Here is a 24,524-nt window from a genome sequence, read left to right on the forward strand (position 1 = left end):
TGATGATCCGGCGGTATCTATGACGTCAGCTCAGACCGGCAGGTTCGGATCTATTTGCGCTGGCAGGACTGCTGACAGAACTGCGCCTGGTTATCGCAGGAGCTGAGGCACGGGCCGCTATAGGAGCTCGGGCAGACCCGCTTGCAGGCCTCGGCCTGGCTGGCGCAATTGACGAGACAGGCATTCGCGCTCTCGGCCACGCGCCAAGGACTCTTCACGGCCGCGTCGGCTGCGGTCGTCACCATGGCTGCGACCATCGCCACAACGAGACCGATTGCTCTCAACCTCATGTCACCCTCCGACCGAACCAGGCCCCTCAATACCGCATCTTGACCGGCGCTGGCTACCCGTTGTCGTCAGAGCTCCACATCCCCTTCCTTCCGACGAAACGGGCGCCGGCTGCGTGGTCGCGAACTCCTACCTCGGCGGGGCATGCGGCTATTCCGATCCGCCGCGCTTTCCTATAGCAGGGAGGCTCGTACTGTTTTCAGACTGCGGTGTCATTTGGCCGTTCCCATTCGTCTTGTTCCTTACGTCAACTATGTCCAGCGCCGCCTTTTCGGCGGCGTCAGATTGGAACATGCTGCCGATCGGCAGGACGTTCTGTGTCCCGAAGAGTCGCTTCGGGCGCGGCCGGCCATCGTCCTTCCTGGACAGACCGATGCGATCATCGGCACCGCCGACGGGACGACGGTTGCTCTCGAACTCGACGCCGCCGTCGCCGAGCGCCTGAAGGCGAGCCCCACCATCGCCTATCGCATCGCCGATGCCATCCTTGTCGACGGCTCGGTCTATCGCGGCAGCTTCAAGGCCTTCATCGCGGCCCGCTCGCATTTCCGCAGCCGGGAGGTTCGACACGTGGACCAAGCCGGACTCGCTTCGTCCCATCTTGCCGGGCGGTATTTCGGCCACTGGCTCGCCGACGACAGCCTGCAATACGAGCTCGCCCAGGAGCGCGGCGAGCCGCTCTGCTTCCCGCTCCCCATCTATTCGGAGCACCGCGACTTCTACGCGGCCCAGCTGCGCCAGACCTATTCACCCACCAGCCGCGCCGTGGTGAGAGACTTCACCCTCTATCAGGATTTCTACTGGGGAATTCATCAGAACAGCCTCCGGCGCTCGCTGACGCGCGCGCTCAGGCAGCGCGCGCGGAACGGCAAGCTGGGAGAACGCGAGCATCTCATCTACCTCAAGCGCGGCAGGACCGGGATGCGCCGCGTGATTCAGAACGAGGACGAGCTCGTCGCACGCCTGGCGCAGAACGGCTTCATCACCATCGACCTGGAGACGATGAGTCTCGCGCAGATCCATGCGGCGCTGTCGCGGGCGAAGATCGTGGTCTCGATCGAGGGCAGCCATGTCAGCCACGGCATCTTCTCGATGCCCGAGGACAGCGGCCTGCTGCTGTTGCAGCCCCCCGACCGTTTCCTGGCCTTTCACCGCGGCTGGACCGAAGCCGCGGGCATCTGGTTCGGCTTCGTCGTCGGGAAGCAGGCCGACGACGGATATCTGTTCGCGCCCTCCGACATCATGCGGACCCTCGAGCTCATGCTGGGTCGCATCGAAGCCCGCGCGCTGTAAGGTCTCTTGTCGAAGCGGCGGATTCGCAGGATATTTGTCCACTGCACATTCGGGCACCGCTGCCGGATCAACCGGCTGTTGCGGCAGGACGACTGCACAGGAGACGCATATGGGGTTTCGCTTCACAATGTCCTTGGGGCTTTCAGCCGCAGCCGTGGCGGTTTGCCTGGCGGCGGGTCCGGCGGAAGCGGGGCACCGGCGCACGCTCGTGGCGGCCGAGGTGTCGGGCGTCTGCACCGTGATTCCGCAGCCGCTGCCCTTGATCTATCCCGCGCCGGACTGGCGGCCGTTCTTCCACAAGCACTATTACCGGTTCGGACCGACGCCGACCTGCGTCTGGTCGGAGGCCGCGGCGGTGCCGGCGGGACAGACCGTCATTTCCGTCCGCTATTGATCGTCTATTGATCGTCACAGCCGATCCGACGGCCTCGGCCGTCGGGTCCAGCTCATGACCGGCAGGGCCGCCGGCGACCACTGAAATCCCGGTAGCTCTCGGTCTTCGCATCATAGGTGCGGAACGAGGTGCAGCCCGCGGGATCGCCCCGGCTGGCACGCGACCCCGACGGTTCGGCGCGATTCGCCTCGGGGGCCTCCTTCTCCCGCACGGCCGGTTGCGCCGGGGCCGGCGTGCCTTCAGCCGCCTTGATTCCGTCGCCTTCGGCCGAGGGTCGAGGCTGTTGCTGAACGGCCACACTTCCCGTCGTTTTGACGGCATCTCCCCCGGGAGCCGCGGCCGCGTCATGAGCAGCCGCACCCTGCCCCGCCTCCGGCGTGGCGGAACTCTGCTGGCCCTTCCCGCGATGGAGGTCGATCAGATCCTTGCAGGCGAAAGGAAACACCACATCGCCCGCCGCGGTGATCCCAATCGGCATGCAGCCGCCCGGCGGCGGCTGGTCGGGCCCGGCCTCCGCTGCGGCAGGCGCTGGTTTGGTTGCGCCGGTCGTCTGCGCCATGGCAGCGCCTGCCATGAGCAGGAGCTGGCAGGCGACGCCGACGAAAATCTGCCTGTTGAAAGACAAGTCAGTGCCCCACGCGATACTTCTTTGAGCCGGAATTGGATACGGCAGGTGACGCTTTGAAAATAGAGGATTTGTGGCGAAACTATCGCGACATGCCTTTTTCCAGGAGAACGGAACCGACCAGCGCGACAATCAATAGTTTCGTTCCAGTCATGTAGTTTCCTTTGAGTTGATTCTAGCCTCCACTGCTCTCATGCTTGCCGCAGGGCGCGCTTCAGATCGGAGCCGCAGGGCATCACAAGGCTGCACGGCTCCCGCAGATGTCCGCACATGTCGAAGTCCGGCCCCCCGCCGGATCGCCTGCCTCACCAGCGGCTCGCCGAATTGGGCGACCACCCAGGAAGTCACCACCGCACAGGCGATCGGCGCGACCGGCAACAGCAGCGACGGCAGGACGGGCGCGTGTACCGCCACAGCCGGGAGCAGTGCCCGGATGATGGGATAGTGAACCAGGTACAATGGGTAGCTGATAAAGCCGAAGAACAGGAGAACGCGCGAGGACAGAGCTCGCTGCCACAGTGGGACGGTGACCGCCGTCGCAAACAACAGCACTACGACGCACAAGCCCATGCGTTCGGGAATCGCGAAGCGCGCCGTGGCTGCGGAGATCAATCCCGCGCCGATTGCCAGCGCAAGCATCGGCCACCGTCGGTGCGACCGGTAGAGATAGAACAGCGCACCGCTCGAAAACCAGCCAAAATGAATGAAGCCGATCCAATCGGTGGCGGCCGCGATGCGGCTGCCCAGCGAGCTCAGATCCAGACCGAAGATCAGCCGCAGACCCAGCGAGCAGAGGAATATCGCGAAGATGAGGGCGACGGCGAACGCACGGCCGCCAGCGAAATACGCGAACCCGAACACGATGTAGAACACGACCTCGACATAGAGAGACCAGAATGATCCTTCCATCGAGGCGATGCTGAGACCCGTCAGCGAGTGGATGAGCGCCGGATTGAGGAAGGTCAGGCCGGGGATGAGATTGATCCAGGTCTTCGGGCTATTCGATCCGGCACCGATGATATTCTCAAAGCCGAGGATGAAACTCGAGCAGATCAGCATCGCAGGAAACAGCCTCAGCCACCGCCGAGCGACGAATGACGCGACATCATTGCAGGCTTCGAGGCTCATCAGGATGACGAAGCCGGATATCAGAAAGAACAGCTGGACACCCTGCCAGCCCAACCGGAGCGGAATGACTGCGAAACGATCCCCGAATGGCAACGTGTCCGGGAACGCCACATAGCCATGAAACATCACGACGGCGATGATCGCGATGCCTCGCAGCCCGTCCAGATACTCGATCCGACCTCGCCCCACGCCTGAACTCTCCTCACCCTGCTCGGCTTTGGCACGGAGATCACAACCCGCATCTTCGAGCTCGGTCAAGGAGAAAGCAGCAGCGTGTTCGCGCCCGGCTCTTGTGGCGAGTCCTGCGCCGTCGCTTTCGAACCATCGCTTTGAATGGTGCGACGGCTCTCGCACCGGCGTCGCCGCCGACATCCACATAGGCAACTTTCCAGCCAGACGAGACAGCGCGCGTTGCCGCAGACGACCGCGCATCTGCCCTTCTGTCGTTATCATCAGCGCAACTCGCTCCAACTGTCGCGACGTCAAGTTTCAACCAGACCATGCGATCGCTTAGGCCGTGCGGGCGTGATCTCGCGGCGTGATCTGCCCGAGCCATGCTGTCGTCGCGCGCCTCGACATCTGAGAGGCGCAGGGAGAGCCGGACCTCGACTGAGGCCCGTGGCCCGCCTGCGGAAAAAAATGCAGGCGGCAGGTACCACAGGTCCAGCCGGACGATCCGGCCCTCCCTGCGCGATCGGTTTTAACGGTGTCCTTCGTGCTCTCCTTGGGGACCGGGCTTTGTTGCCCCCATCGCCAGTGCTGCTGCTTCGAGCAGACCAGCACGAGCTTGACCTCAGCATCGGGAGGCCGGGACCACACGACTTCGCCGTCCGCGACGCAAGCGCTCGTCTGGCGCAGCATCCGCGTCCATCGCAGCCCACCTCCACGTATCGTGACGACGCGTACGCCCTCTGCATGAGGTGGGATGGGAGGAGTGAAGCATAGAATTCGGAAAAATGGAAGATCAATATTTTCGCGGCGGGAGCTTGAAATAGGGCATCTTCCTGGAAACTAAGCGAAATGAGCATTGGCCGATTGCCCGGCGCCCCGGACGAAAGGACCCCCGTCATGCTGACGCTTGCAGGCTCATGAGGTCGAAGGACCGGGGGTCAAGCAAGCGTGATCCGATGACGCTTCGCGGGGCAATACTCGCTTGAACGTGCATCGCGACCGAACGCACTCACCCGAGCGCGTCTCACCACGCTATCAGGATCTCCAGGCATGCCCATGCTCTCTCGTGACTTCGACCTGCACACGGCTTCCGAACGCCTGCGCGTGACGATTGATCTCCCGGCGGAAGACACGCTGCCGCGTGTGCTGTCGCTGCACGGCGCCGGTCCCTCCAATCGCGCGCGCATGGACTATCTCGCCGCGCATCTGGTCGGGCTGGGCTGGGGAACGGTCCGCTTCGACTTTTCCGGCCACGGCGACAGCTCCGGCACGATGAGCGGATCGAGCATCGACAAGCGCATGCTGGAGGCATCGGCCGTGGCCACCGAACTGGACAGGACCGCAGCGCCGGTCCTGATCGGGACCAGCATGGGCGGACATCTGGCCGTCAGGCTCAGCGAGGAGCTGCGACCCTCGCACCTGATCCTGTTCTGTCCCGCGGCCTATGGTGCGGCCACCGAGACCATCACCTTCGGACCAGCCTTCACCGAAGCGCTGAGGCGACCGGGCTCCTATCACGACTCGCGCGCTTATTCGGCGATCAGCCACTATGCGGGCCGCCTGACCATCATCATCGGTGCGGAGGACGAGATCATTCCGGGAGAGGTCATCGATCGATATCTGGCGGCGGCCCGGCGTGCACGAAGCGTCAGGCTCGAACGTCTTCCCGGCGCGCCCCACCAGGTCCACGGCTGGGCCGTCAAGACGCCGGGCGCCGATCGTCTCGTGCTCTCGATCGTGGAAGACGAGTTGCGGCGGTGATCTCATCGGATCCATGCATGACGCCGAAGCCGGAATTCACCACATGCGGGCTAAAGTGACCGTGCAGCTCTCCGTGAGTCAGCGCAGAGTTGGATCAGCAGATGCGACCGCCTTGCATTCCTGGAGTGCTGCTGAGTTGGTCCTTTCGCGCCGCAGCGTTGCTAATCAGGCGAATTGAGCGCAGGCTCCTCCCCAAGCGCGGACGCCGCATCAAGGGGAGAGACGCATGAAGGAACCGGGCCTCGACGGCCGCCACCGGGACAAGGATGGCGAAATCAGCAGGAAGCACGGCAATACGCTGGTCGGCACCTTGCGCAAGATCTATGGCAAGTCGTTTGCCGCCGGCTATCCGGAGACGACCAAGCTCAGCGACGTGCTGATGCAACTGAACGAAACCTCGCTCAGCCAGCTGCGCCGGGATCACGGCACCGGGCACCTGGACCACAAGCTCAAGGAAGCTTCGAAGTGATCGAAACTTGCTGAAGCCGACTCGCCGGATTGGCGAGGCTGATTGGCCTTCGCATAGTTTGTTCGCTCCTGTGATTTCGCGCCCTCTCGCCACGTCGAGCGCAGTATTGTATCGCTGCGCGCCGATGCGCGTAGCTCTTTCGCGCGTCGGAAAGCCCGTGCATCGGGCACTCCGACGCTGATGCGGATCGACCGATCCGTCCTACTTCGGCAGGCTACCCGCCTGGTTGGTCCCCGGGCCGACATTGCCCTGGCTCGACGAGGAGGAATCGCGGCCGGATTTCATGTTGCTGCCGGTGGTCTGCGACGAGGTCGCTGAGGTCGAGGCGTTGTGCTTCTTGTGATGCTTCGCTTGCGCTGCAAGCGGCACGGCGGCGAGGCTGGCCGCAACGAAGGTGGCAATGGCGAGCTGCGTCTTCTTCATGGATCGATCTCCATCGGGGTGAACTCCACGCACGCCCGACCCGCCTGCGACATTTGCGTTCCAGCCGGCGGATCAAGCGTTGTTGTGAGTTCGGGACGCGCGCGTCAGGATGCGCTGCACACGCCTCATGCCGATGCCTGCGCCGGCATCGGAGGCGCCTCCAGCCTCGTCCTGGGAAACGGACTGAACATCATCATGATCAGGACCGCCCCGAGGCCCATCAGCCAGGAGCCGACATAGAGCCATGTGTAGCTGGCCAAGCTGTCATAGATCAGCCCGCCGGCGAGCGGTCCGGTCGCCATCCCCAGGCTGCCGGCCATCGCGATCCCGCCCATCACCGTGCCCATCATCGCCTGCGGAAAATTCTCCCGCGCGATCGCGGCATAGAGCGGCATCGTGCCGGCATAGATGAAGCCGAATGCCGCCGCGACCGAATAGAATGCCGCGAGATCCTGCGCAAAGACGTAAGCAAGCGCACCGAAGGCTTGCGCCAGCAGGCCAAGGACAAGAATACGCTTGGCCCCGAACCGATCGCCGAGCAGGCCGAAGGCGATCCGACCGAACAACCCCGCCAGCCCCTCGACGCTGTAGATCGTCACCGCGGCCATCAGCGGAATTCCGCAGCTCACCGCGTAGCTCACGGTGTGAATGATCGGGCCCGAATGCGTCGCGCAGCAGAAGAAGTTGGTGGCGAGCAGGATGATGAATTGCGGCGATCGCAGTGCCGCGGGCCGCGTCATCTCAGGCAGCCGTGCGCCGCGCTGCGGCGCCGCGGCTGTGTCGCGCTCGACCTCGGGCGGGCGGCGCACCAGCAGCGACACGGGAATCATGATGGCTGCGACGACGGCGGCGATGCATTGCATGGAGGTGCGCCAGTCCCAATGCGAGACCAGCCAGGCCGCGAGCGGCGACATCGTCATCGGCGCCACGCCCATGCCGGCCGAGACCAGCGACACTGCGAGGCTGCGATGAGTGTCGAACCAGCCGGTCACGGTCGCCATCATCGGCACGAAGATCGCCGCCGTGGCGCCGCCAACCAGAAGCCCGAAAAGCAATTGGAACATCAGCAGCGACGGCGACAGGCTGGCGAGCACCGGGCTGGCAGCCAACAGGATCGAGCCGGTTAGCACCACCGGACGCGGCCCGACGCGGTCGCAGAGGGTTCCCCATCCGATGCTGCTGACCGCCATGGCCAGGAAGCCGATGGTCATGGCGCTGGACAGCCCGGCCACCGACCAGCCGGTGTCGCGGGCAATCGGCTTGAGGAACACCGGCAGTGAGAACATGCCGCCGGCTGCAACACAGCCTAGAAGGCCTCCAGCCGCCACGATCACCCAGCGATAATGCGATGCGCTCATCCGTCGCTCCGTTGCACTCCATGCATTGAAGACGAGGAGGACAGCGCTGGGACGACATGGGGACCGGAATTTTGTCCCGGTGGCGACACGACATGCTGCGGCGGCGATCGTTCAAACGGGGCCTGCACCAGCTCGGAGCGACGGCGAGCACCCGGACCGAGGCATCGCGGCAGGAGAGTCGCGGCAGCCACCGCCAGGTCACGTGCCCCTTGTGCCGGCTCACTCGCCCCATGCAGCGCGAACCAGCGGAACGCGCGCTCATCCTGCATGATGTCGGACACTGCACGGCGAAACATTCGCGCCGGTCAGGAACATCTGGAGCCTAGGACAATTGAAAATCGGAAGTTGATCCGGCACTTGCTAATCCGGGGCCGGCCGGGCGCGCAACAGATCGCGCGCGGCGGAACCGAGGGCAGTAGACGAGCCGCTCATTCTCATGGATACTGAGCTCCAGCTTCAGGAAGCGGGACACGAGGTCAGGTCGGTTCGGAGTGCAGATCAGGGGATCACGTGCTGCCGAGTGGGCAGACGCGCTTCTAACCACCGTCGACATGCGGAGTTCCATGCGTACGGGTGCATGGACCTGCTTCATCGACTCCGGTTCCATGACGACTCCGGTTCGCAGCCGTGGTCTGGCAGCAGGCCGCCGTCAACGAACGCATCATTCTGAGAAACGTGAGTGCCGCAGATCAGCCTCCCTCGGACTGTATCAGGCTTTGGACCGGATCAGGCGCGGGCATGTGAGGCTCGGACTGTAACTGTATAAGCCCTGGACCGTATCAGGCGCGAACGGCCGGGTTGGGCTGCCGCACACCATTCCGTCCGCTGCAACACGATCCCGGTGATCACCGCCCACGATCATGTGGGTCTCCCGCATCAACCCCAGACACAGGACGATCAGATGCTCAAAAGCAAACCACCAACCAAGGCCATGCTCGAAGCCAACAAGGTGTTCAAGCCTGTCGAGCCGAAACCCACCGAATATGCCGCCCAGCAGAAAGCCCTTCAAGACAATCGCGAGCGGCTCCGATCCGAGCGACTGGCCCGCGACGCTGCCGAGCATGGCACCGGCAACCAGCGCCGCTCGTCATAACGAGATCACCACCGGCTTGATTGCCTGGAGCTGACGGAAATGCGCGCGAGACCGCGACACATCGGCTTCGTCAGTATGCCGAGCAGGCTTCGCTGGCCTCACACCGGGGTCATGCCGTGCTGGCGCTTGGTCTCAGCCGTCTCCTCGGACACCAGATATTCGATGAAGGCCCGCGCCGCGTCGGCATGCGCCGCCGCCTTGCAGAGCGCCGCGGCAAACACCGTTCCCGGCTGCAGCGATTCCGGCAGCAGGCCGACGATCTCGATGCCCGGCCCACCCAGCATCTCGCTGAGCTGCTGAAAGCCGACATCGACCTCGCCATCCGCCAACAGCTTGGCGACGGGAATGCCCGGCTTGGCCTGCACCAGGCGCGAGGCGCCCTCGCTCTCCAGACCCCAATCGCGGGCGAGCTTCTGCACATGGGTGCCGCTCGGCCCGGTGGAGATGCCGATCGCCTTGGCGCTCTCCATGGCCTTGCGCACCGCGGCTTCGTCGAGCGGATCCGGCTTCGGCTGACCTGCGCGCACCGCCATCGCCATCGGCGATTCCGCGATCTCGATGATGCTGCCGGGCACGAGATGGCCGTCGGCCTCGAGCTTCTGCAGCGCGTCCGAGGCGAGCACCGCGAAGTCGAACGCCTCGCCAGCGCGAATACGCTTGGCGGCATCGACGCCGCCGACGGATTCGATCGTGATCATTTCGCCGGTCGCCTCCTCATAGGCGGCCGCGAGCTCGGCGAGGATCTGCCTGGTCGCCATCGAGGAAATGCCGGCGGCGGTAACGCTCATGGTTGGCTCCGTTCAACGAGGGACACAGCGTCGCGCAGGCGGACGTGCGCAGAGGCGATATGGCAAGCGCGGCAGCGGAGCAAGATGTCCAATCACTTCGGCACGCTCTCCAAATCCTCGAGCCACGCCGCGGCGTTGCCGTCGGACGGCGCGCGCCAGTCGCCGCGCGGCGACAGCGAGCCGCCGGCCACGACCTTCGGGCCATTCGGCATCGCCGACCGCTTGAACTGGCTGAAGGCGAAGAAGCGCTTGAGGAACACCTCCAGCCATTTGCGGATCTCGCCGAGCGCGTAGGCATGACGCTTGTCGGCCGGAAAGCCGGGCGGCCAGGCGCCGTCGCCGACATTCTTCCAGGCGTGATGCGCCATGAACGCGATCTTCGACGGCCGCATGCCGTAGCGCAGCGTGTAGAACAGGTTGAAATCCTGCAGCTCATAAGGGCCGATCGCGGCCTGCGTGCTCTGCGGCGTCTCGCCCTCCTTCACCGGCACCAGCTCCGGCGAGATCTCCGCTGCCAGCACCGCCTCGAGCGTGCGATCGACATCGGCCGAGAACTGATGCGAGGCGATCACCCAGCGGATCAGATGCTGGATCAGGGTCTTCGGCACCCCGGCATTGACGTTGTAGTGCGACATCTGATCGCCGACGCCATAGGTGCACCAGCCCAGCGCGAGCTCGGACAGATCGCCGGTGCCGAGCACGAGGCCGCCGCGATCATTGGCGAACCGGAACAGATAATCAGTGCGCAGGCCCGCCTGCACATTCTCGAAGGTGACATCGTAGACGGCCTCGCCGCGCCCGAACGGATGGCCGATGTCCTTCAGCATCTGCGTCGCGGCGGGACGGATATCGAGCTCGGCGGCGCTGACCTCGAGCGCCTTCATCAGCGCATGCGCGTAGCTCTTGCTCTGCGCGCCGGTGGCAAAGCCCGGCATCGTATAAGCGAGCATGTTGGTTCTGGGCAGGCCGAGCAGATCCATCGCCTTGGCGGCGACGATCAGCGCATGCGTCGAATCGAGGCCGCCGGAGACGCCGATCACGATGCGCTTGGTGCCGGTGGCGCGCAGCCGCTGCGTCAGTCCGGCGACCTGGATGTTGTAGGCCTCGTAGCAGTCCTGATCGAGCCGCGCGGCATCGCTCGGCACGAACGGGAAGCGCTCGATGCTGCGTATGAAGCCGATATCCTCCTGGGTCGGCTGCAGCTCGAAGCCGATGCGGCGATAATGCTCACCCCGCGTCTGCGCGCGCGCATTGTCGTCGAACGTGCCCATCAGCGCGCGCTCCTGGCGCAGCAGATCGAGATCGACATCGGCGAAGATGGTCTGGCCGGTCTGGCGGAAGCGCTCGCTCTCGGCCAGCAGCACGCCGTTTTCGAAGATGGATGTCTGGCCGTCCCAAGCGAGATCGGTGGTGGATTCGCCGACGCCGGCGGCCGCGTAGATATAGGCGGCGAGACAGCGCGCCGAGGTCGAGCGGCACAACAGCGAGCGGGACTCGGCGCGACCGACCGTGATCGGACTACCGGAGAGATTGGCGAGCACGGTGGCGCCAGCGAGCGCGAGCTCGGAGGCCGGCGTCACCGGGATCCACATGTCCTCGCAGACCTCGACGCCGATCACGAGGCCGGCGACATCGGCGGCGGCGAACAACAGATCGGTGCCGAACGGCGCCATGGTCTCGGCGACCTCGATCATCTCGCCGCGGATGCCGGCGCCTGAGGCGAAGTGCCGGCCTTCGTAGAATTCGCGATAGGTCGGCAGATAGATCTTCGGGACGACACCGAGCACCTCGCCGCGATGGATCACCACGGCGCAATTGTAGACGCGATGGGAAAAACGCAGCGGCGCGCCGACGATCAAGACCGGGGTCAAATCGTGCGAGGCTTCGACCAGGGTGAGCAGGCCGCGCTGGACGGCATCGAGCAGCGGGTCCTGCTTGACCAGATCGTCGATGGCATAGCCGGACAGGCAGAGCTCGGGGAAGACCGCGACCGCGGCGCCCTGGTCATGGCAGGCGCGCGCCGCAGCCAGGATCGCGGCGGCGTTGGCGGCGGGGTTGGCGACGCTGCTGGCGGTGACGCAAGCCGCGACGCGGGCGAAGCCATGCCGGTAGATCGAATGGAAATTCATCGTGGCAGTCCATCTCCTGTCGCCCGATCATACGACATGGACCATGACGGGAGCCATAACAAGGGCGGCAGGTCAGCACCGCCCCGCCTGCAGACGGCGCGGCTTGGCGGGCCCGCGTCATTTGATTTGCGCCGACCGACCAAGGCCGGGTAATCCGGGGCTCGCCAATCCGGGCGCTCCCACGCGATCAAGATTCATGAACCTGTTCGTCATCGGCTTCGGCTACACCGCGCAACGCTTCGTTGATCTGCACGGCAGCGGCTTCTCGCGCATCACCGGCACCGTGCGCAGCGCGGAGAAGCGCGCACTGCTCGCGGCTGATGACATTCACCTGTTCGACGGCACGCGGCCGGCGGATGCGACCGTGGCCAAGGCGGCGCAGGCCGACATTGTGCTGATCTCGGTCCCGCCGGGCGCCGGCGACGATCCGGCGCTCACGGCCTTTGGCGACGCGATCACCACGGGCCGCGCGCGCCGCGTGATCTATCTCTCCACCGTCGGCGTCTATGGCGACCATCAGGGCGCCTGGATCGACGAGGCGACGCCGCTGGCGCCCGAGCATGACCGGGTGCAGGCGCGCGTGCGCGTGGAGCAGGAGTGGCAGGCGCGGATCGGTGACCGGCTCACGGTGCTCCGGCTCGGCGGCATCTACGGCCCTGGCCGCAACGCGCTGGTCGAGCTGCGCGCCGGCCGCGCCCGCCGCATCGTCAAGCCGGGTCAGGTCTTCAACCGTATCCATGGCGATGACGCGGCGGCGGCGATCATGGCAGCGATCCGGCGCGCGCAAGGCGGCGCCTGGAACATCGTCGACGACGAGCCGGCGCCGCCGCAGGACGTCATCGCCTACGCGGCCAAACTGATGGGTGTCGCGCCGCCGCCGGAGCTGCCGTTCGACAGCGCCGAATTGTCGCCGATGGCGCGGAGCTTCTACGCCAGCAATCGCCGCATCCGGAACATCCGCGCCAAGCAGGACCTCGGCCTGGTCTTCACCTACCCGACCTATCGGGCCGGGCTGGACGCGCTATGGGCCGCCGGCGAAGGGCGCTGACGTCGAATTCTGGCGGCGACGGGAAACCTTCGGCTGCGCTGGCGATTGCTTCGAACAGAGATTGTCATGCGGACCTGACGCGACTGCACGTCGCTCGGCCCTCACGCAAAGGATGTTCGACATGCAGGCCGATCACCCCATCACTTGGCTGACGTTCTTCACCCTGGCCGCCGCGATCATTGTCGCAGCCGGCGCATTCCTGGCGTTTTTGCGCTCACGTCACAACCGCGAGATTGCGGCGGTCGCGCTCGAGGGCGACGGCCGCGGACGCGGCCTGCCACCCTCCGGCGCGTTGCCGGAGCTCGGCGGCCTGTTCGTGCTCGCTCTCGTGGTTGCCGGCCTGCTGGTGACGGGCTACCACAACGGGGGCGCCACGCGCTTTGCCGGTGGCGACAAGCCCACGCCGGTGCCGATCGCGCCGACCAATACCGACCGCGGCACCACGGTGGGCGCCGGCGCCGCGATCACCCCGCCGCGGGCGCCGACGATGACCCAGCCGGCTCGGCCGGACCCCGACCTGCGCACCGCGCCGGCCTCGTCGCCGACCGGCGCCGAGAGCGGCGGCCATCCCGAGGCCAATCCGCCGGCGCGCTGATCGAGAACGCCAGTTCCCAGGAACAACGCCGGTTCCAACAACAAAGGCCGCGCATCGCGCGGCCTCATTCATTTCAGAACTGATTCGAGCAGATCAGGCCCAAACGCGCGGCCCGAGGATGATCGAAAGACGCTCCGATCAGATCGCGGCGGCGACCTTGTCGAGGCCGATGGTGCGCGCGAGACGCCGCACTTCGTCCTTCTGGTCGTCGCGCAGTTGCCACAGCAGCGGCATCGCCGCCGATTTCAGCTGCTGAACCTCGTCGGAATCGGGATCGATCGCCACGGCACCCGGCTTGGCAGCGCCCTGCCGCGCGGTGTGGATCTTGCGCGCGACCGCGCGCAGCGCGGTCTCCACCGCCGGCCAGTAATATTCCTGGCTCGCCGAGAGCCGCAGCCGCTCCTTGATGCCGGCGATCTGGGTGTCCGACAGCAGCGAATAGGCCTTCTGCACCTCGGGCTTCAGCACGGCGGGCGCGGGCTCAGCGGGCTTGGCGACGATCTTGGCTTTCGGCGCCACCGGCTCGGCGACGGCCGCAGCAGCCGAGGTCTTCGGCATCTCGGCTTCGGCCGGCGCATAGGCAAAGGCCTGCCGCAGCACATCCGCCTTCGGCGCGCTCGGCTGCGGTTCCTCGGCCACCGCGAGCTTGACCACGGCGAGACGATCCGCCTTGGCTTCGCGGTTGGACACCGGGCTCTTGGCGATGACGACCGGCATCATCGCACCGGCCGAGGGAACGCTGTCCCGCATCAGGATACTTGCCATGGCCGCAGTTGCGACCAGCACACCCAGCAAAGCGACAAAAGCGATCGACTTCGTCACGCAAATCTCCGTATCCCGGCGGAAACGCCGCACTTTGCCGAAAACTGGGAGTTAATTAAGGTTTTACCATGCCACAGAAACAGATCGACCACCACTCAGCCCTGTGAACATGGCGGATATTTTTGTCAGGCCGCCGAATACAGCTCCTGCGCATGCAAATCGTAGGCAGCCTGGATGTCGGCGATGATGTCGGAGGCCTCCCACAAGGCGGCCGGTTCGACGGAATGCAGACTGATAGTCCAGTTCCCGCCGCGCGCGGTCCGCGGCACGCTCATGATGTCGAACTGGACGTTGCGGCACAGCGGATGTCGCTGCAGCGCATGTCCGACGCGGATCCTGATCTCCTCGAGCGTCGCACGCTCTTTGCCCTGCCCCATCTCGATGCCCATCGCACATTCGCCACGTTCGACCTTGGGCGATTGTCGGACCGGATGGTTAATGCCTGCTTAAAGACAAAGACCGCATTTTCCCTATCAAAATACCTGCTTGCAAGCACGATACTCATCAGTCGTGCGATCGATCAGCGCCGCAACTGACAGAATATCGGTCACGCCCGAGGTCGAATGGCCCGCGCTCCAGACGTCGCGCCAGCGCTTCGGCCGCGCCGCGCGCGCGCCGATATCGATGTCGTTGCCGATCTCGATCGCGCCACGCGCCGGCAGATTGTCCGGATCGAGCCCGGCGGCGAGCAGCGAAGGACGAAGCATGCTGGTCGGCAGGCCGGTGACGGCGGAGGTCAGCAGCACGTCATCTGCCGAGCTCTCGACCAGCATCGCCTTGTAGCGCGCGTCCGCCATGCTCTCATGCGTAGCGATGAACTTGGTGCCCATGTAAGCGAGATCGCAGCCGAGCATCTCGGCCGCACGCAGCGCAACGCCGTCGCTGATGCCGCCGGCGAGCACGATGGGACCGGCGAAGAAGCTCCGGACGGCGCGCACGAAGGCGAACGGATTGAGCCAGCCGGTCTGGCCACCGGCGCCGGCCGTCAGCAGCACGAGACCATCGGCGCCCGCTTCGATGGCGCGCTCCGCGTGCCGGAGCGAGGCAACATCGGCCAACACCAGTGCGCCGGCATCGTGCAGCGGCGCGATCACCGGCGCCGGCGAGCCGACCGACGTGATCACGAGCTCCGGACGATGCCGCAGCAGCACCGCCAGATCGTCCTGCAGCCGCCTATTGGACCGATGCACGATCAGGTTCGGACAGACCGGCGCCGCCGCTGCGCCACTGGCATCGGAGCTGCGTGCTATCCGGCCCTCGATCTCGCGCAGCCAGCCGTCGAGTTCGTCGGGCGTGCGGCAGTTCACGGTCGGGAACGCGCCGATCACGCCATGGGCGCAAGCCGCACTCACCAGCGCCATGCCGGACACGAGGAACATCGGCGCGGCAATCAGCGGCAGGCGCAGCCGCGCCCGCAGCTCGGCGATGGGACTCTGTTGCACGGCGTGTCTCCCTGGTCGTCTTTGCTTGGCTCAGGGCATAGCGACGCCGGCGTGCAGGATCAATCGTCGCCGAACAGGCGGAAGCGCGGCGCGTCCATGTCGACGGGTTGCGCAGCATAAGCGCGCGGCATCGAATCCTCACGCACCGCCCGTTCGACGGCGCGCAGATCCTGCTCGCGGCGCTGGCGACGGCGCTCCGCGACCTGGCGGTGCCGCTCGGCGCGGCGCTGCTCCGCAGCGCGCCTGCGCTCGGCCTCGCGCGCCCTGGGATCCGGGTCGGGCGCCGTCTCAGCCGTCTTTTCCTGCACCTGCGCCGGCGCATTGTCGGTCCCGCCGTCGTGGACCGCAGCAGCAGCAGGCGCTGGCGCCGGCGCTGCGGACGGCTCCGGCGCAGGCTCCGCCGTCGCCGGCGTCACCTTGATCGGCGCCGTCGCGGCCGCCTGCGTCGCGGCCAGATAGGAGGTCGCGGTCGGGCTTGGCGATGGCGCCGCGGGCGCGGCGCGTTCGAGCCTGGTCGATTCCAGCACCGGCGTCTTCGGATTCATTCCCTCAGCGATCATGAGCCCTCCCCCGAGGCCCGCTGCGACGGCGACGGCGACCGTTCCGGCCCCTGCGAAAAAAGCTGTCGAGGTGCGCATGGCCTTGGCTCCTTGTTGTTCGGCCGGGCAACGCGGGGCGCGCAACGATGTTCCGAGCTGGACCAGGCGCAGCTTGAGAACGCGCGCCATTCTGCTAGCGTCAGCAACAAACCACGCGACGCAACAAGGATCGCGGCATCACGGGAGGACGGGCCATGCACCATCAGCTTCATTCGTTTCCGGTCGTTTGCGAGCAGACGCTGCTCACCTTGTCGCGCCATCCATCGCGCATTGCCTTCAGCTGGCCCGGCGGCTCGCTGTCCTATCAGGGCGCGATCGACCTGATCGGGCGCATGCAAAGCGTGTTCATGCGGCTCGGCCTGCGGGCGGGAACATGCGTCGCGTTCCTCACCGCCAACCGCGCCGACACATGGTGCGCCGGCATCGCGGCGCAGCTGTCGCGGCTCGCGATCACCTGGCTGCACCCGCTGGGGTCGCTGGAGGATCAGCTGTTCCAGCTCGCCGATTCCGAATCGCAGGTCCTGGTGGTCGACGCCGCCGCCTTCCGCGACCGCGGCGGCGAGCTCGCCTCGCGCGCCGACGGCCTCCGCCACGTCTTCACGCTCGGACCGGCAGGCTATGGCGCCGACCTGCTGTCGGCGATCGAGGCCGCAGGTCACGCCAGCGCGCGCAACTTCGCCACGCCCACGGACGTCGCGACGCTGAACTACACCGGCGGCACCACCGGAAAGTCCAAGGGCGCGCTGCGCCACCACCGCGAATATGGCGGCTTCGCCACCGCAATCCTGGCCGATTTCGAGATACCGGAACGCGCCAGCTATCTGGCGGTGGCGCCGATCAGCCATGTCGCGGGCACCAAGGTGCTGCCGACGCTGATGCGCGGCGGCACCGTGCACATGCTGAAGGGGTTCGATCCGGAGGCGGTGTTGAAGACGATCGAACGCGAGCGCATCAACTTCACTTTGTTCGTGCCGACCATGATCTACGTGCTGCTCGACCATCCGGCGCTGAGCAGGACCGATCTCTCCTCGCTCGACCTCGTGCTCTACGGCGCCTCCGCGATGTCGCCGACGCGGCTCGTCGAGGGCATCGAGCGCATCGGCCCGGTGTTCTCGCAGCTCTACGGCCAGACCGAATGCTATCCGGTCTCGGTGCTGCGCAAGGCCGATCATGATCCGAAGCAGCCGGAGCTGTTCCTGTCCTGCGGCTTCCCGATCGCCGCCTGCGATGTCAAGATTCTGAACGACGATGATCAGGAGGTCGCGCAGGGCGAGGCCGGCGAGATCTGCGTGCGCGCGCCGCATGTCATGGCGGAATATTGGAAGCGGCCGGACATCACCGCCGAGACCTTGAAGAACGGCTGGCTGCACACCGGCGACATCGCCCGCCGCGACGAGCGCGGCTACATGTACATCCTCGATCGCAAGAAGGACATGATCGTCTCCGGCGGCTTCAACATCTTTCCGCGCGAGATCGAGGATGTGCTCACCCAGCACAGCGATGTCGCGATGTGCGCCGTGGTCGGCGTGCCCGACGACAAATGGGGCGAGGCCGTCACCGCGATCGTGGTGCCGCGCGCCGGCACGCAGCCGAACGCGACCGAGCTGATCGAGCTGGTGAAGGCCCGCAAGGGCTCGGCCCATGCGCCGAAGCGCATCGAGTTCGTGGCCGAGCTGCCGGTGACCGGCGTCGGCAAGGTCGACAAGAAGGTGCTGCGCGCACGCTACTGGGAGGGACGCGGGCGGATGGTGGGATGACCGTCCCGCCCCCTCGTCATTGCGGGGCGCCCATGCGCCGAAGCAATCCAGAGCCGCAGATACCGCTCTGGCCTGCTTCGCATGTGTTCAGCCCGGGGACATGGCTGACAGGTGTTCGGGGGCATCGCTGACACCTCAAAATGACCTCGATCTGTCGAGCAAAGCGCGCCGTCGCGGCACCCGCCATCTCACAACGCCTCCAGTGCAGACCGAGACGGTGCGAGCGGCAGCCATTCGGGAATGCGGCGCTTGGCGAGCCAATAGGGCCGCCACAATCCACGCCACGTGGCGGCGTCGAGCGGCGCCTGCTTCCGGCGGAGTTCGCTGGTCTCGATTCGCGGCAGATCATGCAGGTGCAGCCAACGCCGCGCCACCCACCACAGCTCGCGCGAGACGGCCGTGTTGCCCGGCGCCTCGAGCTGGACGATGTTCAACAGCGGATCACGATGCCGCATGGCGACCTCCAGCGTCGCGACGCGTTCGCCGCCACGCCGGACGCTCCATAGCCGCGACCGGTTGAGAGCAATATCCTCGCCATAGAGCCGGACACAGTTGCGCATGACGTTCCCCTCCTCATTGATATCGGAGACGCCGTTGATCGGCCGAAACTCATAGTCGCCAACACGGCCGGGATTGAGCCACATGTCGCGGATCGGCTGCTGACCGAGATTCAGGTGCAGCGCGGCGAGTTCCAGCCAGGCACCGGCGGCCGCGACGGCCGCGCAAAGTCTCATATCCGGGGACCACGGCCGTTCGATAAAGGCGTGGCCGATCGTGGCCGGCTGGCTGCCAAACCAGATCCAGAGACCGAGCAAATTCATGCGAGCGAGCGTCGCGGCCTGCGGCGCACGAAGATACTCGCGGACCATCCACACCGCCGCCGGCTCATGCGCCAGCGCCGCCATCTCGACAACGAGCTGCAGCCATCTCGGCATCAGCTTCGGCGAGCGCGGCAGATGGTTGCCGATCTGCCGCCGGAACAGCTCGCCATCCGGCAGCTGATCGATCGGACAGACGAAGGCTTCCGGCGGCAGCTTGCGCAGCCAGAGTGGCAGGCCGGCCGCAGCGGCCGCCTCGGCGAGCGGACGTCCCGCGATGACGTGAGCGATCGCCGGTGCGGGGTCGAACCGCGTACGCGGCACCGCCAGCGCGAACAGCAGCGCCGGGAAGCTCAGCGCGAGGTCGGCGAGATGCGGATGGCTCTGCGCCAGCGCAACGATGCGGGATTGGAAACGAGACGCATAGCGCCGCAGCCGGCGTTCACGCAGGTCGGAACGCACCGGCTCCCGGCGGGGAGTCAGCAACAGATGAGATGTCATGACACGACGGTTCAAGCGCAGACCACAAGGGCCGCGGGCATTTCGATGCGATGCGAAAGTGTCAAATCGTAACCGGGACGATCATCCCGGTGCCTGCGTCAATGATCGCGCGGCGAGCCCGGGAAGCGAGACAGTCTGGACATCGTCGCCTCCTGCGTTGAGATTGGGGTCGCGCTCTGTACCCTGGTTTCACGCACAAATCAACTACGAGGCGCCAACCCGTCGCTTCAATGCGCAATCGACTGTTTGAAAGGCTCGCCGTCAGCTTCACTCTGCCGTCATCGCGAGGAGCAAAGCAACGACGCGATCCAGCGCTCTCGGGAAAGACGTCGGGCTTGGCCCTGGATTGCTTCGCTGCGCTCGCAAAGACGCGGAGAAGACGGTGGTCTGCAACTCACACTGTCGTCTCAGAGCCGTCGTAACGCTTCGCCATGGAAGTAGCTCCAAATCGTGTCGGTTGCGCCACGTTGGCGGGATGCGAGGGTGCACGCCCATCATTGCGGGCGCAGCGCGCTGCGCTTGCAATGACGGGGTTGCTGATGGCGCATCATGATTGCATCGACCAGGTCGACGCGCCTACCTCTTCCCCTTCGCCATGTTGAGCGCCACCGCGGCACGGATCAGCGACTTGAAGCGGCGGCGTCGAGATCATCGGTCTCGTGGATGTCGATCGCGCGCCGGGTGTTGCCCTCGAGGCTGGCGTTGAACAATCCCGCCGGGTCGGGCAGCGAGGCGCCCTTGGCGAAGGTCAGCTTGATATAGGCCTTGTAGCTCTCGCCGGTGCAGATGATGCCGGCATGCGACCATACCGGGACGCCGCGCCACTTCCATTCTTCGACAATGTCGGGATCGGCCTGCTTGATGAGGCTGCGCACCCGCGCCTGCGTCGCTCCCCGCCAGTCCGCGAGCTCGGCGAAGCGCGCGTCGATCAATTCGGCCGCAGATGCATTGCCTGGTTCGTCCTTCGATGATCCCTTCGATCTCATCTTCGGTCGCCTCCACTTTGTAGCAGCTTCGGTTCCACGAAGTAGTTCTACGGTCGCGATTGCCTGCCCAAATTTAGGGCAAAATTTAACTCTTCGACCACCAATCACAGCAAGCCCCACATGATGCCTCAACGACGAGCATCCCTCACGCCGACCGCGCGTGCCGTCCCCGGGCCCTCCCCCGAACGAATCCTCCCGGACTATCAAGCTGGAGCCGCAGATGCCGTCCTTTTCCAACCTCTCCATTCGCAACAAGGTCCTGCCGGCGTTCGGCGTCGTGCTGCTCACAGCCATGGGACTCGGTGGCTTCTCGATCGATCGTCTGTCGACCGTCAACGGTTCGGCCGCCGAGGTCCGCGACAATTGGCTGCCGGCGACCGGCTGGCTCGGAACGATCTCCAAGGCGTTGGAGCAATATCGCGCGCGCGAGGGCGCGCTGCTGCTTGCAGCGCCGGCGGTCAAGGATCGGCAGGAGCGGTTGCTCAATGAAAGTCTGCAGCTGTTCGAGCAGACTTGGCGCCTGTATGAGCCGACGGTGACGACCGCGGAAGAGAAAGCCCTCGTGGCGGGGTTCAAGGGACCGTGGAACTCATATCTCGAGAGCAGCAGGCAATTGGTCGACATGGCGCGCAAGAACCAGACCGAGGCCGCCACGACGCTCTATATGGGCAAGCTGCGGGACGACTTTACCCTCCTGCGCAGCGCCCTCGAAAAGGACCTGGCGTGGAACGTCGCTCAGGGCAAGGCTGAAGCGGACCGGGGCGCGGCCGTCTATGTCTCCTCGCGCATGTGGATCCTGGCGACGATCGCGCTGGCCGCCATGCTCTGCATCGCCATGGGCACCATGATCGTGTCCGGCGTGGCACGCCCGATCACGGCGATGACGGAGGCGATGCGCAAGCTTGCGGGCGGCGACATGTCGGCTCCGATTCCCGGCGTCGAGTGCAAGGACGAAATCGGCAAGATGGCGAGCGCCGTGCTCGTCTTCAAGGACAACGCGGTGGAGACCGAGCGTCTGCGCGCCGAGCAGGCCGAGGCCGAGAAGCTGGCCGCCGAGCGGCGCAAGCGCGACATGCACGATCTCGCCAACAGCTTCGAAGGCGCGATCGGACAGATCATCGAGACGGTCTCCTCTGCCTCGACCGAACTGGAAGCGTCGGCCTCGACGCTGACATCGACCGCCGAGCGCACGCAGCAGCGCACCACGACGGTGGCCGCGGCATCGGAGCAGGCGACCGCCAACGTGCAGTCGGTGGCATCGGCGACGGAGGAGCTGAGCTAGTCGGTGACCGAGATCAGCCGGCAGGTGCGGGAGTCCGCACGCATGGCCAACGAGGCCGTCGATCAGGCCCGCAAGACCAATGACCGGGTCAGCGAGTTGTCGAAGGCGGCCGCGCGCATCGGCGACGTCGTCGAACTGATCAACACCATCGCCGGTCAGACCAATCTGCTGGCGCTGAACGCCACCATCGAGGCTGCGCGGACCGGCGAGGCCGGGCGCGGCTTCGCGGTGGTCGCCTCCGAGGTCAAGGCGCTGGCCGAACAGACCGCGCGCGCGACAGGCGAGATCGGCCAGCAGATCGCGGGCATCCAGAGCGCGACGCAGGAGTCCGTCGGCGCGATCAAGGAGATCAGCGGCACGATCGAGCGGCTGTCCGAGATCTCCTCCACCATCGCTGCGGCGGTCGAAGAACAGGGCGCCGCGACGCAGGAGATCTCGCGCAACATCCAGCAGGCCGCGCAGGGCACCCATGAGGTGTCGTCCAACATCACCGACGTGCAGCGCGGCGCCAGCGAGACCGGCTCCGCCTCCTCGCAGGTGCTGTCGGCCGCACAGTCGCTGTCGCAGGACAGCAACCGGCTGAAGCTGGAAGTGGGACGATTCTTGAACACGGTGCGGGCGGCGTAGGCGGCGTCCTTCGCCTCTCCTCGCTTGCGGCAAGGTGACCGCATTTGACGAAATGGGACTATCGCGACACGAACGCCTGCCAATGAGTTACTCCGTCATGCCCGGGCTTGTCCCGCCTGCGCGGCCGAAGCCGCTTCGGCGCGGCGAAGGCCCGGGCATCCACGTCTTTCCGAGGGCGCCGAACGACGTGGATGGCCGGGACAAGCCCGGCCATGACGACGACTTCCTCACCGCTTCTCGATCACCAGGCTCTGCACCACGCGGCCGAAATAGCCCTTTGCGTCGCCCAGCCGCGCCATCGCCAGCCCGGCGCCGTCCGGACCGATCCAGCTTTCTGCGTCGAGCAGGATCCACTCGCCGACCGGCTCGCGGGCCATGTTGACGGTCAGGTCGGCATTGAGGAACGTGTAGCTGTGGAAGTCGAGCGCGGCGGAGGTGCCGTTGCAGAAGTCGCTGGCGACCACGGCGCGCATCGCCTGCGAGACGGCGTGGCCTTCGACCAGCGGCCAGTCGACGCGGTACCAGATCGCGCCCGGCCCCTTGACGCCGAAACGGCCGCGCGCGGCGCGGAGCGTCATGCCGCGCACGAACGGACTGGTGGAGAAATCGGCGGGCTCCGGCGTAGCCTCGTCAGGACCGGGCAGATCAACCGGCAGCTCGCGGACGTCGTCCGGCAGCGGTACCGCGTCCTGCCGGATCTTCAGCACAGTCGCCGTGACCACGACCGTGTCGCCGGCGCGCAGGCGGACGGCGCAGAGCTGGATCTTGCGGCCCTCGCGCAGCACCTCGGTCTCGACCGTGAGCTCGGCGAGCGGCACCGGCCGCATCAGGTCGATGGTGACGCGGGCGATGCGCATCGCCGACTTCGTCGGGATGCGTTCCGCCGCCCACACCGCCAGCGCCGAGGGCGCGGAGCCGTGCTGCATGGTCGGATCCCAGGGACCGGCGGCATCGGGACTGACGGTCACGCGATTGTCCGCGATGCGGAAGATCGGCCGCATCAGCACACGCTGTCCCATGCGTCAGCCGGCGCTGGCAAAGGCGCGATCGGCGCCATTGGGCAGTTCGATGTCGACCTCGAGCGTCGAGACATGCTTCCCCCGGTCCATGCGGACGATGACCTTGTCCGGATCGAGTAGCACATGGCGCGAAACCACCGCGAGGATTTCCTCGCGCAGCTGCATCAGCAGATCGGGCTGGCCGCGCAGGCTGCGCTCATGCGCGAGCAGGATCTGCAGCCGCTCGCGCGCGACAGGCGCAGAGGCTGCACGCCCGGTAAAGAGCCGCAGCACGCTCATGCAGCCCTCCGTCCCAGCAGCAGATTCATCAGGCCCTTGCGCTCGCTCGGGATCTGCATCTCGACCGCCTCGCCGAGCAGGCGGCGCATCGCGTCGTGATAGGCGCGCGCCGGCGCGCTGGCCGGGCTGTTGAGCGTCACGGGACAACCGACATTGGAGGCGCGCAGCACGTCCTGGCTCTCCGGTACGATGCCGAGCAGCGGCGTCGCCAGGATCTCCAGCACGTCGTCGATCGACAGCATCTCGCCGCGCGCGGCGCGTCCCGCATCATAGCGCGTGATCAGGATGTGCTTCTCGACGCGCTCGCCAGTCTCGGCACGCACCGTCTTGGAATCCAGCATGCCGATGATGCGGTCAGAATCGCGCACCGACGAGACTTCGGGATTGGTGACGATGATCGCCTCGTCGGCATAGCGCATCGCCAGCATGGCGCCGCGCTCGATGCCGGCGGGGCTGTCGCAGATCACCCAGTCGAAGCTCTTGCGCAATTCGGCGATCACGCGGCCGACGCCCTCCTCGGTCAGCGCATCCTTGTCCTTGGTCTGCGAGGCCGGCAGCAGCCACAGATTTTCCAGCCGCTTGTCGCGGATCAGGGCCTGCGGCAGCTTGGCGACACCGTGCACAACGTTGATGAGATCGAACACAACGCGCCGCTCCGCGCCCATGACGAGATCGAGATTGCGCAGGCCGACGTCGAAATCGACCACGACCACCTTCTCGCCGGCCTGCGCCAGCGCCGCGCCCATGGCTGCCGTCGTGGTGGTCTTGCCGACGCCACCCTTGCCGGACGTCACAACAAGTACTTTCGCCATCTCTCAAACCTCCCGTT

Annotated in this window: 23 protein-coding genes and 2 pseudogenes; 9 read left to right on the forward strand and 16 right to left on the reverse strand. The window is 66.0% G+C overall.

Annotation, left to right across the window (positions count from 1 at the left end):
- Positions 1-50: 50 nt before the first annotated feature.
- Positions 51-290: a hypothetical protein gene (locus ACVIJ6_RS06520; protein ID WP_456772007.1), complete on the reverse strand. Its 240-nt coding sequence runs from the start codon at positions 288-290 to the stop codon at positions 51-53.
- Positions 291-573: 283 nt separating this feature from the next.
- Here ACVIJ6_RS06520 and ACVIJ6_RS06525 point away from each other — a divergent pair, with 283 nt between their 5' ends.
- The gene (locus tag ACVIJ6_RS06525; protein WP_456772008.1) at positions 574-1,581 is read left to right on the forward strand and encodes a glycosyltransferase 61 family protein; all 1,008 of its coding nucleotides are present in this window, start codon (positions 574-576) and stop codon (positions 1,579-1,581) included.
- 109 nt (positions 1,582-1,690) lie between these two features.
- Positions 1,691-1,975: a hypothetical protein gene (locus ACVIJ6_RS06530; protein ID WP_456772009.1), complete on the forward strand. Its 285-nt coding sequence runs from the start codon at positions 1,691-1,693 to the stop codon at positions 1,973-1,975.
- A gap of 52 nt (positions 1,976-2,027) precedes the next feature.
- On the opposite strand, the gene ACVIJ6_RS06535 is transcribed toward ACVIJ6_RS06530, so the two are convergent.
- Positions 2,028-2,534 carry a hypothetical protein gene (locus tag ACVIJ6_RS06535; protein WP_456772010.1) on the reverse strand — a complete coding sequence of 169 codons (507 nt, stop codon included), beginning with the start codon at positions 2,532-2,534 and terminating at the stop codon, positions 2,028-2,030.
- A gap of 216 nt (positions 2,535-2,750) precedes the next feature.
- Positions 2,751-4,181, reverse strand: coding sequence for an acyltransferase family protein (locus ACVIJ6_RS06540; RefSeq protein WP_456772011.1), 1,431 nt, complete (start codon positions 4,179-4,181; stop codon positions 2,751-2,753).
- Between the two features lie 768 nt (positions 4,182-4,949).
- On the opposite strand from ACVIJ6_RS06540, the gene ACVIJ6_RS06545 reads away from it, so the two are divergent.
- A complete protein-coding gene (locus tag ACVIJ6_RS06545) occupies positions 4,950-5,660 on the forward strand; it encodes an alpha/beta hydrolase (RefSeq protein WP_456772012.1) in 711 nt (236 codons plus the stop codon).
- 226 nt (positions 5,661-5,886) lie between these two features.
- Positions 5,887-6,129 (forward strand): hypothetical protein, encoded by a 243-nt coding sequence (locus tag ACVIJ6_RS06550; protein ID WP_456772013.1) that lies wholly within the window; start codon positions 5,887-5,889, stop codon positions 6,127-6,129.
- A gap of 201 nt (positions 6,130-6,330) precedes the next feature.
- On the opposite strand, the gene ACVIJ6_RS06555 is transcribed toward ACVIJ6_RS06550, so the two are convergent.
- Both ACVIJ6_RS06555 and ACVIJ6_RS06560 read right to left on the reverse strand, forming a co-directional pair.
- On the reverse strand, positions 6,331-6,552 hold the full coding sequence (locus ACVIJ6_RS06555; protein ID WP_456772014.1) for a hypothetical protein: 222 nt from the start codon (positions 6,550-6,552) through the stop codon (positions 6,331-6,333).
- A 125-nt stretch (positions 6,553-6,677) separates the two neighbouring features.
- Positions 6,678-7,910 (reverse strand): MFS transporter, encoded by a 1,233-nt coding sequence (locus ACVIJ6_RS06560; protein ID WP_456772015.1) that lies wholly within the window; start codon positions 7,908-7,910, stop codon positions 6,678-6,680.
- Positions 7,911-8,751: 841 nt separating this feature from the next.
- Here ACVIJ6_RS06560 and ACVIJ6_RS06565 point away from each other — a divergent pair.
- Positions 8,752-9,003, forward strand: coding sequence for a hypothetical protein (locus ACVIJ6_RS06565; RefSeq protein WP_456772016.1), 252 nt, complete (start codon positions 8,752-8,754; stop codon positions 9,001-9,003).
- Between the two features lie 98 nt (positions 9,004-9,101).
- On the opposite strand, the gene ACVIJ6_RS06570 is transcribed toward ACVIJ6_RS06565, so the two are convergent.
- Positions 9,102-9,791 (reverse strand): substrate-binding domain-containing protein, encoded by a 690-nt coding sequence (locus ACVIJ6_RS06570; protein ID WP_456772017.1) that lies wholly within the window; start codon positions 9,789-9,791, stop codon positions 9,102-9,104.
- A 92-nt stretch (positions 9,792-9,883) separates the two neighbouring features.
- Positions 9,884-11,920, reverse strand: coding sequence for an NAD(+) synthase (locus tag ACVIJ6_RS06575; RefSeq protein WP_456772018.1), 2,037 nt, complete (start codon positions 11,918-11,920; stop codon positions 9,884-9,886).
- A gap of 196 nt (positions 11,921-12,116) precedes the next feature.
- On the opposite strand from ACVIJ6_RS06575, the gene ACVIJ6_RS06580 reads away from it, so the two are divergent.
- Complete coding sequence (locus tag ACVIJ6_RS06580; protein WP_456772019.1) at positions 12,117-12,968, forward strand: NAD-dependent epimerase/dehydratase family protein; 852 nt, start codon at positions 12,117-12,119, stop codon at positions 12,966-12,968.
- 121 nt (positions 12,969-13,089) lie between these two features.
- Positions 13,090-13,563 (forward strand): hypothetical protein, encoded by a 474-nt coding sequence (locus ACVIJ6_RS06585; protein ID WP_456772020.1) that lies wholly within the window; start codon positions 13,090-13,092, stop codon positions 13,561-13,563.
- Positions 13,564-13,701: 138 nt separating this feature from the next.
- Here ACVIJ6_RS06585 and ACVIJ6_RS06590 read toward each other — a convergent pair whose 3' ends face one another.
- The 4 genes from ACVIJ6_RS06590 to ACVIJ6_RS06605 all read right to left on the reverse strand — a co-directional run bounded on the left by ACVIJ6_RS06590 (position 13,702) and on the right by ACVIJ6_RS06605 (position 16,387).
- Positions 13,702-14,328 carry a hypothetical protein gene (locus ACVIJ6_RS06590; RefSeq protein ID WP_456776913.1) on the reverse strand — a complete coding sequence of 209 codons (627 nt, stop codon included), beginning with the start codon at positions 14,326-14,328 and terminating at the stop codon, positions 13,702-13,704.
- 182 nt (positions 14,329-14,510) lie between these two features.
- Positions 14,511-14,774: a hypothetical protein gene (locus ACVIJ6_RS06595; protein ID WP_012041278.1), complete on the reverse strand. Its 264-nt coding sequence runs from the start codon at positions 14,772-14,774 to the stop codon at positions 14,511-14,513.
- An 84-nt stretch (positions 14,775-14,858) separates the two neighbouring features.
- Entirely contained in the window at positions 14,859-15,827 is a 969-nt protein-coding gene (locus ACVIJ6_RS06600) for an NAD(P)H-dependent flavin oxidoreductase (protein WP_456772021.1), read from the reverse strand.
- Positions 15,828-15,886: 59 nt separating this feature from the next.
- Positions 15,887-16,387 carry a hypothetical protein gene (locus tag ACVIJ6_RS06605; RefSeq protein ID WP_456772022.1) on the reverse strand — a complete coding sequence of 167 codons (501 nt, stop codon included), beginning with the start codon at positions 16,385-16,387 and terminating at the stop codon, positions 15,887-15,889.
- Positions 16,388-16,620: 233 nt separating this feature from the next.
- On the opposite strand from ACVIJ6_RS06605, the gene ACVIJ6_RS06610 reads away from it, so the two are divergent.
- Entirely contained in the window at positions 16,621-18,183 is a 1,563-nt protein-coding gene (locus ACVIJ6_RS06610; RefSeq protein ID WP_456772023.1) for an AMP-binding protein, read from the forward strand.
- A gap of 188 nt (positions 18,184-18,371) precedes the next feature.
- Here the strand turns inward: ACVIJ6_RS06610 and ACVIJ6_RS06615 are convergent, their stop codons facing one another.
- Both ACVIJ6_RS06615 and ACVIJ6_RS06620 read right to left on the reverse strand, forming a co-directional pair.
- Positions 18,372-19,463, reverse strand: a complete 1,092-nt coding sequence (locus ACVIJ6_RS06615; protein WP_456772024.1) for a hypothetical protein — start codon at positions 19,461-19,463, stop codon at positions 18,372-18,374.
- 615 nt (positions 19,464-20,078) lie between these two features.
- A pseudogene (locus ACVIJ6_RS06620) lies at positions 20,079-20,488 on the reverse strand (DUF1801 domain-containing protein).
- A gap of 220 nt (positions 20,489-20,708) precedes the next feature.
- Between ACVIJ6_RS06620 and ACVIJ6_RS06625 the strand changes: the two are divergent.
- A pseudogene (locus ACVIJ6_RS06625) lies at positions 20,709-22,397 on the forward strand (methyl-accepting chemotaxis protein).
- A 227-nt stretch (positions 22,398-22,624) separates the two neighbouring features.
- On the opposite strand, the gene ACVIJ6_RS06630 reads toward ACVIJ6_RS06625, so the two are convergent.
- From ACVIJ6_RS06630 to minD, 3 genes are read right to left on the reverse strand one after another with little or no spacing between them, the layout of a single operon-like run.
- Complete coding sequence (locus ACVIJ6_RS06630; protein ID WP_456772025.1) at positions 22,625-23,416, reverse strand: thioesterase family protein; 792 nt, start codon at positions 23,414-23,416, stop codon at positions 22,625-22,627.
- A 3-nt stretch (positions 23,417-23,419) separates the two neighbouring features.
- A complete protein-coding gene (gene minE / locus ACVIJ6_RS06635) occupies positions 23,420-23,695 on the reverse strand; it encodes a cell division topological specificity factor MinE (RefSeq protein WP_009029981.1) in 276 nt (91 codons plus the stop codon).
- Positions 23,692-24,507, reverse strand: a complete 816-nt coding sequence (gene minD / locus ACVIJ6_RS06640; protein ID WP_012041270.1) for a septum site-determining protein MinD — start codon at positions 24,505-24,507, stop codon at positions 23,692-23,694. The genes minE and minD overlap by 4 nt, the downstream gene beginning before the upstream one ends.
- Positions 24,508-24,524: the final 17 nt, after the last annotated feature.

It is taken from the genome of Bradyrhizobium sp. USDA 4369, assembly GCF_054056435.1.

What these genes read in the sequence shown, in the direction of transcription:
- ACVIJ6_RS06530 (WP_456772009.1), top strand. Translation starts at nt 1,691, where the DNA reads ATGGGGTTTCGCTTCACAATGTCCTTGGGGCTTTCAGCCGCAGCCGTG.
- ACVIJ6_RS06585 (WP_456772020.1), top strand. Translation starts at nt 13,090, where the DNA reads ATGCAGGCCGATCACCCCATCACTTGGCTGACGTTCTTCACCCTGGCC.
- ACVIJ6_RS06555 (WP_456772014.1), bottom strand. Translation starts at nt 6,552, where the DNA reads ATGAAGAAGACGCAGCTCGCCATTGCCACCTTCGTTGCGGCCAGCCTC.
- ACVIJ6_RS06535 (WP_456772010.1), bottom strand. Translation starts at nt 2,534, where the DNA reads ATGGCGCAGACGACCGGCGCAACCAAACCAGCGCCTGCCGCAGCGGAG.
- ACVIJ6_RS06570 (WP_456772017.1), bottom strand. Translation starts at nt 9,791, where the DNA reads ATGAGCGTTACCGCCGCCGGCATTTCCTCGATGGCGACCAGGCAGATC.
- ACVIJ6_RS06595 (WP_012041278.1), bottom strand. Translation starts at nt 14,774, where the DNA reads ATGGGCATCGAGATGGGGCAGGGCAAAGAGCGTGCGACGCTCGAGGAG.
- ACVIJ6_RS06575 (WP_456772018.1), bottom strand. Translation starts at nt 11,920, where the DNA reads ATGAATTTCCATTCGATCTACCGGCATGGCTTCGCCCGCGTCGCGGCT.
- minE (WP_009029981.1), bottom strand. Translation starts at nt 23,695, where the DNA reads ATGAGCGTGCTGCGGCTCTTTACCGGGCGTGCAGCCTCTGCGCCTGTC.
- ACVIJ6_RS06520 (WP_456772007.1), bottom strand. Translation starts at nt 290, where the DNA reads ATGAGGTTGAGAGCAATCGGTCTCGTTGTGGCGATGGTCGCAGCCATG.
- ACVIJ6_RS06560 (WP_456772015.1), bottom strand. Translation starts at nt 7,910, where the DNA reads ATGAGCGCATCGCATTATCGCTGGGTGATCGTGGCGGCTGGAGGCCTT.
- ACVIJ6_RS06540 (WP_456772011.1), bottom strand. Translation starts at nt 4,181, where the DNA reads ATGATAACGACAGAAGGGCAGATGCGCGGTCGTCTGCGGCAACGCGCG.
- ACVIJ6_RS06590 (WP_456776913.1), bottom strand. Translation starts at nt 14,328, where the DNA reads ATGGCAAGTATCCTGATGCGGGACAGCGTTCCCTCGGCCGGTGCGATG.
- ACVIJ6_RS06545 (WP_456772012.1), top strand. Translation starts at nt 4,950, where the DNA reads ATGCCCATGCTCTCTCGTGACTTCGACCTGCACACGGCTTCCGAACGC.
- ACVIJ6_RS06610 (WP_456772023.1), top strand. Translation starts at nt 16,621, where the DNA reads ATGCACCATCAGCTTCATTCGTTTCCGGTCGTTTGCGAGCAGACGCTG.
- ACVIJ6_RS06630 (WP_456772025.1), bottom strand. Translation starts at nt 23,416, where the DNA reads ATGGGACAGCGTGTGCTGATGCGGCCGATCTTCCGCATCGCGGACAAT.
- ACVIJ6_RS06550 (WP_456772013.1), top strand. Translation starts at nt 5,887, where the DNA reads ATGAAGGAACCGGGCCTCGACGGCCGCCACCGGGACAAGGATGGCGAA.
- minD (WP_012041270.1), bottom strand. Translation starts at nt 24,507, where the DNA reads ATGGCGAAAGTACTTGTTGTGACGTCCGGCAAGGGTGGCGTCGGCAAG.
- ACVIJ6_RS06580 (WP_456772019.1), top strand. Translation starts at nt 12,117, where the DNA reads ATGAACCTGTTCGTCATCGGCTTCGGCTACACCGCGCAACGCTTCGTT.
- ACVIJ6_RS06605 (WP_456772022.1), bottom strand. Translation starts at nt 16,387, where the DNA reads ATGATCGCTGAGGGAATGAATCCGAAGACGCCGGTGCTGGAATCGACC.